Below are 15,149 nucleotides of genomic sequence, written 5' to 3' on the forward strand. Positions count from 1 at the left end.
GCCGGAGGTTTCGGGGGTGGGTGTTCCCCAGAGTGTAGCCGACACGGCAGGTCGGGCGGGCCGGAGCCGGAACAGGGCCGCCGGTGTTTCTACGCCGGTGTTTCTACGCCGGTGTTTCTAGTCCAGGGTGACCGAACCATCGGCGATGAGCACGACAGCGGTGACCGCGGCAACGGCCACCACCACGGCGATGACCCACTCGAAGGCGTTGAAGACACGACGTCCCTCCCGCAGCTGCGTCACCACGTAGGTGACCGCCCCGGGAACCACGAGAACCATGCCCAGCAGCACGAACTTCGGGTCGGCGGCGTAGAACAGCCACACCGAGTAGATGAACGCGACCAGGGAGACCACCAGATGCAGACGGTTGGTCCGCACCGGAACCTCAGGCCCGTCGAGGTTGACCGAACGTCCCTCCTCAGGGTGGCGGATGCCGTGGCCCCGGGTCGAGAGGAACACCAGGTACAGCGAACCGAACAGGTACGGGATGAGGTAGAGGGACGTCGCCAGCTGGACCATCGTGGTGTACGCGGACTCGTTGAGGAAGAACACGACGATGAACAGCTGGATGACGACCGCCGACAGCAGCTGGGCGGCGACCGGTGCGCCGGTCGGGTTGATGTGGCCGAGCCTCACCGGAAGCAGCCTGTCCCGGGCCATCATCGTCAACGGTTCGGCACAGAGCATCTGCCAGGACACGTACGCACCGAGCACGGAGATGCACAGTCCCGCCGAGATCAGTGCCCCGCCCCAGTCGCCGACGACGAGCCTGAGCACCTCGGCCATGGAGTTGTCGCCCATCGCGGCGAGCTCCTCGCGGGACGCCACCCCGTACGACAGGAAGTTCACCAGCAGGAGCAGCACGAACACGGCGAGGAAGCCGAGGAGGGTGGCCAGGGACACGTCCCGTCTCGTCTTCGCCCGGCGTGAGTAGGCCGAAGCACCCTCAACCCCGATGAACGCCCACACCGTGAACAGCATCATCCCCTTGACCTGTGTGGACAGGCTGGCCGCCTGATCACCGTCCTCCCCGAAAGTGAGTGCACGCCCCCAGAAGTCCGCGGTGAAGATCTCGGTGTGGAAACCGAGGAACGTCACCAGGATGAGGAAGGCGGCGATGGGGAGGAGCTTCGCCACCGTCGTGACGATGTTCATCACCGCAGCCTGGCGGACGCCACGGGCCAGCACCGCGAAGATCACCCAGTTCAGCACCGACACGCACACCGCGTTGACGAGCGGGTGGCGTCCGTCGAACACCGGCAGGAAGTAGGACATCGAACTGAAGAACAGGGTCGCGTACCCCACCTGGGCGATGATGCTCGCCAGCCAGTAGCCCCAGCCCGAGATGAACCCGACAAAATCCCCCAGACCGGCACGCACGTAGCTGTACACCCCGGAATCCAGGTGGGGTTTGCGCAGTGCCAGGGCCTGGAAGACGAAAGCGATGCACAGCATCCCCACACCGGTGACCGACCATCCGATCACCGCAGCACCCGGGGACGCCACATTAGCCACGTTCTGGGGCAGCGCGAAGATCCCCGACCCGACGCAGGCGCCGAGGATCAGGGAGATCAGGGTGGGGAGGCGGACGGTGTCCCGGGAGCTGTTCACGGAGTGTCAGGGTACCCACCGCCGTATCAGTGATCGAGAGCCAGCTCCCGCAGTGTGCGGAACAGGCCCGCACCGTCGACGCCGAGCCCGTTGTGCTCCCAGCGGTTCGTCACATGGGGGCGGAGTCCGCTGATGTGGGAGGCGGTCTCCATCGACAGCTCGAAGGGCACGAACATGTCGTCCAGGTACACCGCAGCAGCCGTACGGACACCCTGCTCAGCGGTACGGGACAGGACGTCGGCGTTGTAGAGCGGCGTCCAGTCGTCCTTCCCGGCGAGGAGGTCGGCGACCTCCCTCCACGGGCGCAGTGCGGGATCCTCGTCGAACAACCAGGGCCGGATGTGCTCACCGGTGAGGTAGACCGGGGCGTCCCGGTCACCGGCGTCGGTCTCGTCGGTGAAACCGGGGAGGGTCTCCCCCACCCGGGCCGCCGACCATGCCGTCGCCCCGCCCATGGCGTAGATCGACTCGTGGAGCACGGCGTAGAGCGGGGCGTCGGCGAAACGGACCCTGTCGCACACACCCAGCAGGAACGGGGTCCGCAGCCGCTTCTCCCCGTGGACGCTGACGAAGGGGTCCTCCAGCAGGTAGGCCAGACTGTCGAAGCCGCCGGTGCGTCCGAGGTCCATGCCGACCATACGGAACCGGCGCGAGGTCAGACGTTCACCGGTGGGCAGGCGCTCGTCGGCACCGTCGAGATGACGGCAGATGTCCCTGACCGTCCGCTCCACGCCGGGGAACTGCGCGTGGAAACGTTCATTGCGCACCGCGGTCTTGGCGTACGTGGCGCGGTAGATGTCGTCGGCACGGGTGCGGGGGTCGTGGGCGTAGCCGGGCAGACCACCGGTGAAGAACGCCTCCCGGACCCCCTCCGGATGCCGTGAAAGGTACGTTGTGATGCAGAAACCGCCGAAAGACTGGCCGAGCAGTGACCAGGGGCCGGAGCCGAGCGCGGAGCGCAGCAGTTCGGCGTCCTCGACGATACTGTCCGCGCGCAGGTGGGTGAGGTACTCCGCGCGGGCGGCCGGGGTGGGGCCGAGAGCGTCAGGGGAGGCGGCGTCCACCGGAGTGGAACGGCCGGTGCCACGCTGGTCGAGGAGGATGACGCGGTAGTGGCGGAGAGCCTCGCCGAGCCAGCCGCCGATCTCCCGGGTCGGGGCAGTCGGGCGCAGTGCTCCGTGGCCGGGGCCACCCTGCAGGAACAGGAGCCGGGGCAGGTCCTCGCCGCCGTCGGGCACGTACTCGCGGGCGAAGATGTCGATCGTACGGCCGGCAGGGTCTGTGCCGGGATGCACCAGCGGAGCGGTGAGCAGGTAACTGTGGACGGTGTGCCCGTGCCGGCGCGTGGTGGTGGACGTGAGGTTCGGGGTGACGGTCATGGCACCGGTTGTACCTGGTGCCTCCACCAGGCGTACCGGCGGGTGGGGAGAAGCCGGACCGGTGGTTCGTGCCCGGCCGTGGGGCTCGGCGTGGGGCTCGGCGTGGGCTCAGAGCGTCCCCGTGCGGGTCAGAGAAGATCAGAGGCGGGCTGTGCCGGGCAGGACACAGTGGTAGCGGCGCCTCCCCGGCCACCGGGGATCCTCCGGGGCTGCGGTGACGGTGAAGCCGAGACGGCGGTAGAAGTCCACCGCGTCATCGTCGGTCCGCGCACTGACGTCACGACCGGGGAGCTGTTCGCGCACCGCCCTGACCAGAGCAGTTCCGGTGCCCCTGCCCTGTGCCGCAGACGCGACCGCGATGTACTCGAGGCTGCCGGAGTCCGGTTCGAACGCCGCTGCCCCGGTAAGGGTCCCGTCGGTACGGTGGCCCAGGACCGACATCCCGGGCAGTTCGGTGGCGATGACCCTGTCCAGGGCGTCATCGTCGAAGTCGCCGGCAAGTCGGAGCAGTTCCCGGAAATCGCGGTGGCGGAAATCTGTGCCGTCCAGAATCGTGATCACCAGGTGAGAGGATAGCCGGGCGGTCAGCCGCGGCCCGAGAGGTCCCCCGCCGTCGGTCAGTCCACCGGGTAGCCGGTGACCGGTCCCTCCGTGTTGGACTTCCAGCCGAGGGCCGGGGCGACATGCTCGGCGAAGTTCTCGAGGATGCGCAGGTTGGCGTCCACGCCGAGCTGGCTCGGGATGGTGAGCATCAGGGTGTCCGCCGCGGCGAGCGCGGGGTCCTTCTTCAGCTGTTCGACGAGCTTGTCGGGCTCGTCGACGTAGGACCGGCCGAACGTGGCCTGTCCGTCGTCGATCCAGCCGATTCCGCCGCTGTCACCGCCGAGTCCGAACATTCTCCTGTCCTGGTCGGAGGTCACAGGGATGATGGACCGGGAGACGGAGACCCGCGGCGTCCACGGGTGTCCGGCCTTCTTCCAGGCCTCACGGTACAGGTGGATCTGCTCTGCCTGGAGGTTCTCGAACTGGTCCCCGTTGGCCTCGGTGAGCAGTGTGGAGCTCATGAGGTTGACGCCCTGTTCGGCGGCGTGGACGGCGGTGTTGCGCGACCCCGCGCCCCACCAGACGTGCTTGCGCAGGGACATGGAGTGCGGCATCACCGGGATCTTCACGTTCGGCTGGTACATCCGCGGGTACTGCTCCTCGAGGGGCAGTGAGGTGGCCATGCCTTCACCGTCGACTGCGGCGAGGAAACGGGCGAACTTCTCGCGGGCCATTGCCGCGCCTTTGGGGTCGTCGTCGGCCGCGTGGTAGCCGAAGGCCTCGTAGCCGCGGTCGACGGGCTCGGGGGCGCCACGGGAGATGCCGAGGGCCAGCCGGCCGTCGCTGAGGAGGTCCAGCTGGGCCGCCTCTTCGGCGAGGTGGAGAGGGTTCTCGTAGCGGATGTCGATGACGCCGGTGCCGACCTCGATGCGGCTGGTGCGTGCTGCCGCGGCGGAGAGCAGCGGCATGGGGGAGGCGTGCTGCGGTGCGAAGTGGTGGACGCGGTAGTACGCCCCGTTGACGCCGATTTCATCCGCGCCGACGGCGATCTCCACCGCATTCTTGAGATTCTCCTTGGCGCCGGGCATGCGGCGTCCCGGGCCGGACCGCTCGGAGGCGGCGAGGTCGTAGTGTCCGAAACTGAGGAAGCCGAAGGCTTTCACGTGGTGCTCCTTGTGGATGTCGGTATTGGTTCAGAGTTGATCAGCGGCCCGGCATGCCGGGCAAGTAGTTGACGTTTCAACTATATGTCCGTGGGGGGGATACACGCAAGGACCGGGCCCTGCGGGGACAGGCGGAAGCGGCCCTGCAGGGGCAGGGCAACGCGTTGTCCCTGACCTCGCGTCCCTACCTCGCCTCCCCGGCCTCCCCGGCCTCCCCGGCACCGAGCTCCGGGCCGGTTGAGGTGTCAGGGCTGTGAGTCCAGTAACCGCGCTGCAGCCCGCCCCGCCAGTCTCCCGGCACGGTTCGCCCCTACCGTCGACGCCGTGGACCCGTATCCGACGAGCAGGACGCGCGGATCCTCGGCCACCCTGACCTCGTCGGCCATCCTGATACCGCCACCGGGCTCCCGCAGGTGCAGAGGGGCGAGATGGTCGAGAGCGGGGCGGAAACCGGTGTTCCAGAAAATGGCGTCGACGTCCTCGGAATGACCGGGGGGAAAGGGCTTCCAGCTGTCCGGTCGGGCGAGTGGGCTGGACCCGTCCGGTAGGGGAGCGGCATCCTTCAGGGCACTGTCGGAGGGTGCGCCCCACGTGGCGGCGTGGGCGGTGATTCTGCTGAACATGCCGTGGGACACCAGGATCCCCGTATCCACCGCATCCAGGTAGTCAGGGCGTGGGGGATGCCGGTGTTGCGGACGACGGAGGCGGGCCGGCGCCCGTTGAAAGTCGCTTCGCGTACCCGCTGTTCGACGCCGTAGCCCCACCGTTGATCAAAGTCGGTACGCGTGAAGTTCGGGGGCCTGCGGGTGGCCCACACCGTCTCCCGGGCGGAACCGGGCCTGTTGAGTTCGAGGAGGAACTGGACGGCACTCAGCCCGCCGCCGACGACCAGTACCTTCTGTCCGGCGAAATCCTCGCTGCGCACATAGTCCACCGTGTGGAGCTGGCGTCCGGTGAAGTCCGCGATGCCCGGTACATAGGGGATGTAGGGGTGGGTCCATGTTCCGGTGGCGTTGACCAGGATGCGGGTGCGAAGTGTGCCGCAGATTCCTCCCGCCTCATTCCCACTGTCCCCACTGTCCCCGTTGCCCCCGCACAGCACGGTCAGTTCGAGCTCTCCGGAGTGACTGTCTCCGTCGGCGCCGCCGGTGTCTCCGGTGTCGTGGACGGAGATGACCCGCACCGGTCGGACCACCCGGAGGGAGAAGGTCTCCTCGTACCGCCTGTAGTAGTCGGCCACGAGCCGGGACGCCGGGATCTGCGGGTCCGGTCGTTCCATCTTCAGACCGGGAAGATCAGCTATCCCGTGTGCTCTGCCGAGGGTCAGGGAGTCCCAGCGGTGTTGCCAGGCCCCACCTGGGCCGGTGTCGGCGTCGAGGATGAGGAAATCGGTCCCGGGTACGAGTCCCCGGTGCACGAGTTCATGTGCGGCGGCCAGACCTGCCTGCCCGGCGCCGACGACGACAACGGGAATCCGGCTGGGCAGGTGGCCGGGAACCCGGGCGGGAGGCTGTGGCATGACGACGAGGGTAGTTCGGCGACGGAGTGACTGCGTACCGGCGGGCTGCCCGCCGGAGCCTCACTGTCCCCGCAGCGCCCCGAGCACCCTCTCGTCACCGCGGTAGCTCCCGTGTTCGTCCCCGACATCCAGGTCGGTCAACCCCCACAGGTTCATGGCGGTTTCCCACCACTGCCGGTCGGCCGGGGCCTGCCCCGGTGGCACGCCGTTGACCGAGTCCGCACCCCAGTCAGGGTCCGCAGGATCGTCGCCGTGGATACGGGGAATGTCGGCGACGAGACCGATGACGTCGCCGGGGGTCTTGTGGACGTGGACCTCGGCATGACCGTCCGTGGCCCGGAGGTTGAGGTCCCCTGCCGTCGGTGCGGTCATCCCGGGACTGCCCATCAGATGGATCTCGTCGGCGTCGAGGGCGAAGATGTCGTCCCCTGCGGCCTCGTCGATGACCCGGGTGCCGTAACTGTGCCCGACAACGCTGAGACGGGCCTGCGGACTGTGCTCCCGCAGGGTCGACTGCAGTCCCCGCAGTGAGATGCCCCCGGAACGGGCACTGCCGGACAGTGCCGCCTCGGGCAGAGACCCGGGTGCGGCGTAGCCGTGCCAGGCAACCGTCGCGTGCCCCGGCGCCGAGATACGTCCCGCCAGTGCGGCGGAGTCCCGCAGACCACCGAGGTCGCTCGACCCGGTACCGGAGACCAGGGTGGTGATCCTGTCGGCGGTGGTGATGTCACCGACCACCACCCCCGGGGCCCCGCCGACCGTGGTCACCTCCACCCCGGTCTGCCCCGGGTCCAGACCCCGCAGAACAAGCTCCTGCGCCGCTGCTGTCGCGACCTCGAGAAGTTCCTCCTGCACCTCCGGTGTGACCGACCCGGTGAGACGGGGATCTACCCGAACCCCCTCCGGTACCCCGTCCGTCACCCCGTCCGGGGACAGCGCCCACGACGCGGCCGTGCCCGGGGCCACCGGGACTCTGTCCCTACACGACGCTCTTCCGATCTCAACAGCGGTCTCTTATACACATCGAGATGTGTATAGGAGACCGGGGCCACCGGGACAGGCGCCGGGGCAGGATCCGGACCGGGCTCCACCGAGGTGACCGCGTGCACCTGTAACGCGAAAGCGGTGTCGAGGCACGACACCGTCGTCATCGCCGCCCTGAGAACTGCCGTGAGTGCAGACTCTGCTGAGCGCACCGCCCCGGACGCGGCCGGGACATGGGAGAGTACCGCGGCGACTGTTCCTGCCGCACCTGCCCTGCCCGCGGTGACCCTGCCGTCGTCGTGGACGGTCATCCCGGCTGCTTCCGCCGTCCGGACTGTCGCCACCACCGCGAGTTGGACGGCGGTGAGGACCCCGCAGTGCAGTTCCAGCAGATCCCCGGCGGCCCCTGCCGCGAGCGAGGCCGAACGTAGCCTGCCCGACGACGCCGAGATCCTGTGCCTCATCCCGTCTGAGGCGGTTCCCGACCAGCCCGGGAACTCCGCGAGCGAGTCCAGTCCCTCCGCCCCGGCCCCCAGCTCCTCTCCTGCGGCGGACCAGACACGGGCGGAAAGGTTCGCCCTGGCTATGCGGGCGTCAGTGATGTCCCTGACCTTCACCGCCGCCGTCCCCCCAGCCGTTCCGCCGACCCCGACTCCGCCCCTGTGACCGCGTCGACGAAGATGCGCAGTTCGGACGCCGCGGATCCGGTGGACGATCCTTCAGCCGCCGCCAGTTTTCCGACCCGGTCGGCGGCGATCTCCAGATACTCGGCCGCCAGACCCCCGGGGAGACAGTCGCGGGGAGGGGCTCCACCACCAGACAGTGACTTCCCTGTCTCACGCAACGCCGATCCGTGCCCGTCGAGTTCGGACGACGCCCGGATGACCTCGTCCGGAGTGATCCCGAAGACCTCTTCCGCCCCGAATGTACCCATGTCCCCTCCAAAGGTGTCCACGGAACCGCCGGAAGTGGCGGTACCTGGTGTGAGGGGACGATAGGGCGGTGGTGGAACCTGCGGCAACGACCCGGTGTGCCGCTGTGGACAACACCTGACCACTGCCCTGCCGTGCCTGTGGAGTCCTGCCTGTGGAGTCCTGCCTGTGGAGTCCGGCCTGTGTGCTCCCGTCTCAGCCGGTGACCGTCACGGCCACACGCAGTGCGGTCAGCGCCACACCGATGCCGAGCAGTACCACCCCCGTCAACCTCAGCCGGTCGTCCCACGGTGCCGCGGCATTGCGCGAGCGGAGTATGAACAGTGCGGCGACCAGAAGGAAGGCCACGGAGATGAGGATCATGGCGTCCCAGCCTAGGGGGTGTCCCCGGACGGTGCAGCAACGGCTGCGCCGGCCACCGCCCGACCCGGGACCACTACAGTTCCACCACCAGATTCCGTGACGTGTGCCGGCCCAGCGAATACGCGGACTGCAGTCCGAACGTCGACCATCTGGTCCGTTGAGCCCACGCCAACGCCTCCGGACCGACCGCGTGCCGGAAGTTGACCGTCAACCTGTCCCCGTACACGCGGAGGTGCATCGCACCGGTCGGCCAGTTCTTCGCCGAGGCCGTCTCCAGGTACACCGGCGGCCTGCGGCCCGACGCAGGGTCCGCAGTGTTGCGCCGCACCCGGTGGGTGTGCCCGCCGAGCACGAGCCGCACCCCGGGGGCCGCGGCGAACACCGCCTGCAGACGCTGTGCGTCCGCGTCCGCCAGGGTGAAGTCCGGTCCGCCGATGTTGGTCCACTGCGCGTCGCGGGTCATCGGATGGTGCAGCATCACCACCGTCGGCCGCAGGGGATCCTCCTGCAGGATCTCCTCGATCTGCGTGAACTGCTCCCCGTTGATGACCCCGCCCGACCGGTCCCGGTGAGTCGAATCTATGCCCAGCACCCGGATCCCCCCGGGACCGTCCTCGACCCAGGCCTGCTGACGGGGCTCGAACACGGCCCCGAAACTGTCCCGGTAGTCCGTCCCTGCTTCCCCCTGATCCGGCCCCCGGTACGGCGGGGCCGCGAGGTACACCGGATCAACGGCGGCGTCATGGGGCCGGTCATGGTTGCCCCGGGTGACCCGCCACCTGCCGTTGAAGGTGTCCAGGATGCGTTTCGCCGTCTCAACTTCGACCGGGCGCGCCTCCGCCGTCAGGTCACCGTTGACGAACAGGTGCGAGGCCCCTGCCGCATGCGCCCCGGCGATCACCGACTCCAGCATGATCTCCCCGTAAGGGCGGGCTCCCCGCGCCTGGGTCACAGGCGGCGGAAAGTCACCGAAGATGATCCCGTCCCGGTCCTCGCCGATATGGGTGTCATTCGTGGTGACGACGGTGCCGGCCAACGGGCCGACCGGGGCGTCCAACGTGGTCACCGTGTCCAGCGGGCCCTCGTAGATGTTCAGCACCGGTGCCGGGGTGACACCACCGGAGGACGCCGCGAAGCGGTAGCGGGTCCCCGGCCGCAGACCGGTGACGGTGAGCACGTGGAATGACGTGGCCCCGGGTGAGTGCACCTCCCGGACTCCGGAGGGATCGTCGTCAGGCCATACCCGCAGGACCCCGTCGGTGGGGGGTTCCGGTGGGGCGCCCGTCGTCGAGCCTCTCCGTCGACCAGGTGCACCATGTCACGGTCAGTTCACTTTCGGTGACAGTGACAACCTGGAGGTCACCTGCGATGAACCCTCCGTCGGAGGACCGGCCGTAGGAGCCCACGGCCCCCGACAGTGAAGGGTACGGGGACGGGGACAGACTCTGTGCCCGGGCGGACGGCAGCGGGGACAGCCCTGTCGCCGAGAGAAGACCGGCGGCACCTGCCCCGCAGGGAGCGAACAACTGCAGGGCCCGGCGTCGTGAGACGGCCGGGGCGGGGAAAGGGGAACCTGGAGTGGCGGGGTGACCGCCGGAGGTGGAGGAACCGTGGTGAGGGTGATCGGAGGTCATGGCCGGTCACGGTAGGCGTCCCCGGTGTCGTCCGTTCCAACCCCGTCTGACCGTCCGGTGAAGTTCTCCGGACATGCCCGGTACCGCGCTACCCGGCCCCTCCGAGTTTCCCTTCGAGCCGGTCGATGTACCCGGCACTCACGGCGTCCAACCCGGTGAAGGTGACGGTGCTCCCGTGTCCGGCGTACCGCTCCCGGACCGCCTGCAGGGCGGCGACGGTGGAGGAGTCCCACACGGTCGCCGTCGAGAAGTCGACCGTGACCTCGGGCGGGTCGCCGGCGTAGTCGAACTGGTACACGAGGTCGTTGGAGGAGGCGAAGAACAGCTGGCCCTCCACCCGGTAGGTTCCCGGCCCGGTGGGGACGATGCGGGTGAAGTGCGCCACGCGCCGGGCGAACGCCACCATGGCCGTGAGGACGCCGAGGACCACACCCACGGCGAGGTTGTCGGTCACCACCGTGGACACCACCGTGACCAGCAGGACGACAGTCTCCGACAGGGGCATCACCCGCAGCGTCCGCAGAGAGTTCCAGTCGAAGGTGGTCACCGCGACTGCCGTCATCACCGCGACCAGGGCTGCCATGGGGATCTCACCGACGATGTCGGCCAGGGTGACGGACATGATGATGAGGAAGACACCGGCGAGCAGGGAACTGATCCGGGTGCGGGCCCCGGCCTGCTTCACGTTGATCATGGTCTGACCGATCATCGCGCATCCGCCCATGCCGCCGAAGAAGCCGGTGACGATGTTCGCGGCTCCCTGGCCGAGCGCCTCCCTGGTCTTGTTCGAACTGGTGTCGGTCAGGTCGTCGACGAGTTTGGCGGTCAGCAGTGACTCCATCAGACCGACCAGGGCCAGTGCCGCCGCGTACGGGGCGATGACGCCGAGAGTGTGGAGGGACACGGGCACGTCCGGGACGCCGAAGACCGGGAAGGACTCCGGGAGCGCACCCTGGTCCCCGACGGTGGGGACGTCCACGGACAGGACGACGACAGCGAGCGTGACCAGCAGGATCGACGCCAGTGGTGCAGGGACTCCCGTGGTGATCCGGGGGAACAGGACAATGACCAGAAGTCCTGCGGCGACGAGCGGATAGACCTGCCACGGGACGTCGATGAGATTGTCGAGCTGGGCGGTGAAGATGAGGATCGCGAGGGCGTCCACGAACCCTGTCATCACCGACCGGGGAATGAACCGCATCAGTTTCGCCACGCCGAGTGACCCCATGACGACCTGCAGGACCCCGCCCAGAATGACGGTGGCGAAGAGATACTCCACCCCGTGGTCCCTCGCGACGGGGAACACCACCAGTGCCGTGGACCCCGCCGCCCCAGAGACCATGCCGGGGCGTCCTCCGAGCAGTGCGGTGACGCACGCCATGGTGAACGCCGCGTACAGACCTGTCTTCGGATCGAGGCCCGCGACAATCGCGAAACTCAGGGACTCGGGTATGAGGGCGAAGGCCGTGACGAGACCGCCGAGGACTTCCACGGTGAGCATGCGGGGACTGCGGAGGGCGGCCAGGACTCCCTCAGGCCCGGGTCGTTCCGGCCCCGCCGACCCCGGGGAAAGGGATACCGTGCCGGAGGGATCCGGGCGGCGCCGGGAGGGGCCGGAGGAGGTGTCGTTCACGCAGGGGATGGTATACCGCCGCTGTCAACGCCGCGCGACAGGTGCGGAAAGGGCCGGTCATGGAGGATAATGGTCCTTTTCCGGACCTGTACCCGACCGAGAATCAGGAGACCACGTTGCCGTACAGCGAAATGTCGCCCGGGGATACGTCCGGCCGTCACGGTCGCCCCCGGTCACCTGCAGGCACCGTCTTCGCCGTCGGGGCACTGCTGTGCGCGGCACTGCTGGCCGTCGTCGCACTGGTCGCAGGGTCCGGGCGGACACAACTGGGACTGCTGGTGATCGCCGGCGGTGTGACCGCGCCGGCGGTGTGGTGGTTCATCGCCGGGGCGATGGCCCCCGGCAACCCCTACCGGCGTGCACTCTGGGTGCCGGTCGCACTGTTCGGGGCAGGGCTTGTCGTGGTGGGGGCGGTGGCCTGCCTCCGTGACCCGGAGACCAACAGGGGAGGCGACGGCCCCGCGACCTCATCGACGGCACCTGCCGCACCGGCCCGCACCTCCGCCCCGTCATCGCCTGCACCGACGTCGACGTCCCCGTCCCGGACGCCCACCCCGGAAGCGACACCCCGGTCTCCGTCCTCCGGCTCCTACGGCGGCGGGCAGTCCCCGGTGCCGCAGGCTCCGGCACCGGATCCCGTGCAGACCCCCGCCCCCGCTCCCGCCCCGGCTCCGGTACCGCAGCTTCCACAGCTGCCCCAGCTTCCGGCACTGCCGGAGCTTCCGCCGCTGCCTCAGTTACCTCAGCTGCAGATTCCCGGGATCGAGATACCCGGCCTGACCGGCTGACCCCGCCGGGTCGATCCGGTCGTGCAGGTCAATCCTGGTCTGCCGGACCGGTGTCGGACAGGCCACGGACAGACCACGGACGGGCCTCAGACGCCGGGGTAGTCACGTACCCTGGGACGCATGCGCATCGCAGCGATCCAGATGAGTTCCGCGCCGGATGTGGCGGCGAACCTGGTCTCCATCCGAACCTACATTTCCGAGGCAGCGCGCCTGGGGGCGGACCTCGTGGTCTTCCCCGAGGCCGCGATGTTCCCTTTCGACGCGGGACGTCTCGACGTTGTGGCACAGCCGTTGTCAGGTCCTTTCGCCACAGCGGTGACCCGGGCAGCCGAGGACAACAACGTCACAGTCGTCGTCGGCATGTTCACCCCGGCGGACACCGTCTACCGCCATCCCAGCGGGGAACTGTCGACGGAACCCATCGCCGGGGCGGGCGAGGCCAACCGGTTCCGCAGGGTCAACAACACTCTTCTCGTCACCGGGCCGCAGGGCACGGACCACTACGACAAGATCCACACCTTCGACGCCTTCGGTTACCGGGAGTCCGACACTGTCCGTCCCGGGTCGCGCCGGGTGGTCTATGACATTGACGGGGTGACTGTCGGTCTCGCCACCTGCTACGACATTCGGTTCCCCGGGCACTTCTACGCCCTGGCCGAGGCGGGTGCCACGGTGATGGTCGTGCCGACATCGTGGACCGACGGCCCGGGCAAACTCGACCAGTGGCACACGCTGACCTCGGCGCGGGCCCTGGACACCACCAGCTACCTTGTAGCCGCAGGCCAGGCCAGGCCCGGGTCCCCGGACCGCTACGGCATCAACGACGGGCCGACCGGGATCGGGCACTCGGTGGTCGTCGGACCCGACGGCGCCAGGCTCGCGGAGACCGGTTACGTGTCCCAGGTCCTGCTCGTCGACATTGACCCGAACCGTGTGGACAAGGTCCGGCGGGGCCTGCCCGTTCTCGCCGGACATGCCCGGGACCTGGAGATCAGTGGGGTGGACGTGCACTCCGGCAGTGTCCGCGCCCTGGGGGAGCGGGGCTGAGGCGGAATCCCGGCCGGGTCCACCGTCACGCCCGGCGTCACCCCTGCCCCGGGTGTGTCGCCCCTGCGACTGTCACAGCGGCTCCGCGGTGACGAGTGCCGGGTCCGCACCGGCGTCGGTGAGCACACGCACTGCCTCACGGACCTCAGCGGCACCCCCCGGGTTGGAAGGGTCACCGGCGACGAGGAACCTCACCCCGCCGATGCCGCCGATGCCGCCGATGCCGCCGGGCCCTGAGGTGCCCTGCCCGTCCGGGTGACCGGTGAGATCCTCCACGGCGACCCCGGCAGCGGTACCACGGCGCAGGGGGCGGCCGGCGGCGGCGAGTTCCGGACCGGGACCGGAGAAGGTGAGGAACCGTCCACGGTCGCCGTCGGCGAACCAGGCCGCGTCATCGTCGGCGGTGGCGTCCTCCCCGTCGGTGACCACGGGTGTGAAGGTCAGACGGTCGAACGCCCGGGCCAGGCCGAGCAGACCGGTGTACTCGTGCAGGTCGGAGCGGTGGTTGACCTGCCAGTACAGGTGCACCGGCGGGGCGGTGTCGCGGTCAGGGGTGGCGAGGATGAGCGAACGCAGCGGCGAGAGTCCGGCGCCCAGTGCCAGCATGACCACCGGGGTGCCACCCTGCCGGGGCATGTCCAGGGCACCCGTCGGATTCGCGACCACCCAGTGCTCTCCCACGGTGGCGGAAAGAGGCTCCCCGGCGGGGTGGAAGACCGCGAACTCGAGCAGCCCTGAGGGGTCCGGTGCCACCGAGGGGGCGGCTGACCACCACTTCCCGGGATCGGAAGGGGTACGGACCTGGAGGAACTGACCTGCCCACCAGGTCGGGGCGGGTGTGGCCTGGAGCCGGACCACGGTGACCCGGGGTGACCGTCGCTGGACTTCGAGGACCTCCGCGTCCGAGGCTGCGGGGATCCCGGCGTCCTCGTCCTCGACGGCTCCGAGGGCGGTGATCCTGACCCCGAGGTCAAGGGTCTGCAACAGCTCGGTGAGCCCCTCCGGCAGTCCGGCGGCCTCCGCCGCCTTGTACGTCAGGTCGGCACCGGGGTAGGGCAGCCCGTTGATCTGGCAGAGGGCCCGTCCCAGAGCTTCGGCGGCAGCGGCGTAGTGGTCGACGGTGACGCCGTCCTTGCGCAGGTCACGGCCGAGGTCGGCGAGGAAGTCCGTGTGTTCCCGGTCGAATGTGGCGGTCCCGGAGGCGGTGAAGGTGAGACCGTCGGCGGCGACGAGGGCGGCCCGGAGCAGCCATCGGCTGTCGGGGAGGTGGGGTGGGCCGGCGGTACCGTCCGCGGTGACGGGCTGCGGTACGTCCGCCACCGGCGGGGTGAGACGCCGCCAGTGCTCCAGGGTGGCCTCGACGAGCTCGTCGAGGCGGGCGTAGGGGGGTGTCTCTTATATACATTTAGATGTGGATAAAAGACAGGAGTTGGGCAGGGCACGGACAGAACACGGGCGGGGCTCAGACACCGGGGGAGGCACGGACCCCGGGGCGCATGGGCCTCGCCACGATCCAGATGAGTTCCGCGCCGGGTGGGGGGGCGAAACCGGGG

The 15,149-nt window shown here is 69.1% G+C and carries 13 protein-coding genes and 1 pseudogene; 2 read left to right on the forward strand and 12 right to left on the reverse strand.

Annotation, left to right across the window (positions count from 1 at the left end):
- Positions 1-117: 117 nt before the first annotated feature.
- The 11 genes and pseudogenes from BN3906_RS07255 to BN3906_RS07305 form a co-directional block, all read right to left on the reverse strand.
- Positions 118-1,611, reverse strand: coding sequence for a basic amino acid/polyamine antiporter (locus BN3906_RS07255; RefSeq protein WP_066586586.1), 1,494 nt, complete (start codon positions 1,609-1,611; stop codon positions 118-120).
- Between the two features lie 26 nt (positions 1,612-1,637).
- Positions 1,638-2,990: an alpha/beta fold hydrolase gene (locus BN3906_RS07260; RefSeq protein WP_078057260.1), complete on the reverse strand. Its 1,353-nt coding sequence runs from the start codon at positions 2,988-2,990 to the stop codon at positions 1,638-1,640.
- Positions 2,991-3,128: 138 nt separating this feature from the next.
- Positions 3,129-3,551 carry a GNAT family N-acetyltransferase gene (locus BN3906_RS07265; protein ID WP_202616732.1) on the reverse strand — a complete coding sequence of 141 codons (423 nt, stop codon included), beginning with the start codon at positions 3,549-3,551 and terminating at the stop codon, positions 3,129-3,131.
- 56 nt (positions 3,552-3,607) lie between these two features.
- Positions 3,608-4,696 (reverse strand): LLM class flavin-dependent oxidoreductase, encoded by a 1,089-nt coding sequence (locus BN3906_RS07270; protein WP_066586591.1) that lies wholly within the window; start codon positions 4,694-4,696, stop codon positions 3,608-3,610.
- 245 nt (positions 4,697-4,941) lie between these two features.
- Positions 4,942-6,215: pseudogene (locus BN3906_RS07275) on the reverse strand (NAD(P)-binding domain-containing protein).
- A 60-nt stretch (positions 6,216-6,275) separates the two neighbouring features.
- Positions 6,276-7,181 carry an alpha/beta hydrolase gene (locus BN3906_RS07280; RefSeq protein ID WP_066586593.1) on the reverse strand — a complete coding sequence of 302 codons (906 nt, stop codon included), beginning with the start codon at positions 7,179-7,181 and terminating at the stop codon, positions 6,276-6,278.
- A 631-nt stretch (positions 7,182-7,812) separates the two neighbouring features.
- Positions 7,813-8,133, reverse strand: coding sequence for a hypothetical protein (locus tag BN3906_RS07290; RefSeq protein ID WP_147592869.1), 321 nt, complete (start codon positions 8,131-8,133; stop codon positions 7,813-7,815).
- 193 nt (positions 8,134-8,326) lie between these two features.
- Positions 8,327-8,494 (reverse strand): hypothetical protein, encoded by a 168-nt coding sequence (locus BN3906_RS14685; RefSeq protein WP_154669492.1) that lies wholly within the window; start codon positions 8,492-8,494, stop codon positions 8,327-8,329.
- A gap of 73 nt (positions 8,495-8,567) precedes the next feature.
- Entirely contained in the window at positions 8,568-9,701 is a 1,134-nt protein-coding gene (locus BN3906_RS07295) for a metallophosphoesterase family protein (RefSeq protein WP_066586599.1), read from the reverse strand.
- A 25-nt stretch (positions 9,702-9,726) separates the two neighbouring features.
- Entirely contained in the window at positions 9,727-10,128 is a 402-nt protein-coding gene (locus BN3906_RS07300) for a hypothetical protein (RefSeq protein ID WP_066586602.1), read from the reverse strand.
- Between the two features lie 88 nt (positions 10,129-10,216).
- Positions 10,217-11,629 (reverse strand): SulP family inorganic anion transporter, encoded by a 1,413-nt coding sequence (locus BN3906_RS07305; RefSeq protein WP_066586605.1) that lies wholly within the window; start codon positions 11,627-11,629, stop codon positions 10,217-10,219.
- Between the two features lie 191 nt (positions 11,630-11,820).
- Here BN3906_RS07305 and BN3906_RS07310 point away from each other — a divergent pair, with 191 nt between their 5' ends.
- Positions 11,821-12,549 (forward strand): hypothetical protein, encoded by a 729-nt coding sequence (locus tag BN3906_RS07310; RefSeq protein WP_066586609.1) that lies wholly within the window; start codon positions 11,821-11,823, stop codon positions 12,547-12,549.
- Between the two features lie 120 nt (positions 12,550-12,669).
- Positions 12,670-13,596 carry a carbon-nitrogen hydrolase family protein gene (locus tag BN3906_RS07315; protein ID WP_066586610.1) on the forward strand — a complete coding sequence of 309 codons (927 nt, stop codon included), beginning with the start codon at positions 12,670-12,672 and terminating at the stop codon, positions 13,594-13,596.
- 72 nt (positions 13,597-13,668) lie between these two features.
- Here BN3906_RS07315 and BN3906_RS07320 read toward each other — a convergent pair whose 3' ends face one another.
- On the reverse strand, positions 13,669-14,916 hold the full coding sequence (locus BN3906_RS07320; protein WP_066586612.1) for a ferredoxin reductase domain-containing protein: 1,248 nt from the start codon (positions 14,914-14,916) through the stop codon (positions 13,669-13,671).
- Positions 14,917-15,149 lie beyond the last annotated feature (233 nt).

Origin of the sequence: Corynebacterium provencense, assembly GCA_900049755.1 — a bacterium.
Lineage (GTDB): Bacteria > Actinomycetota > Actinomycetes > Mycobacteriales > Mycobacteriaceae > Corynebacterium > Corynebacterium neomassiliense.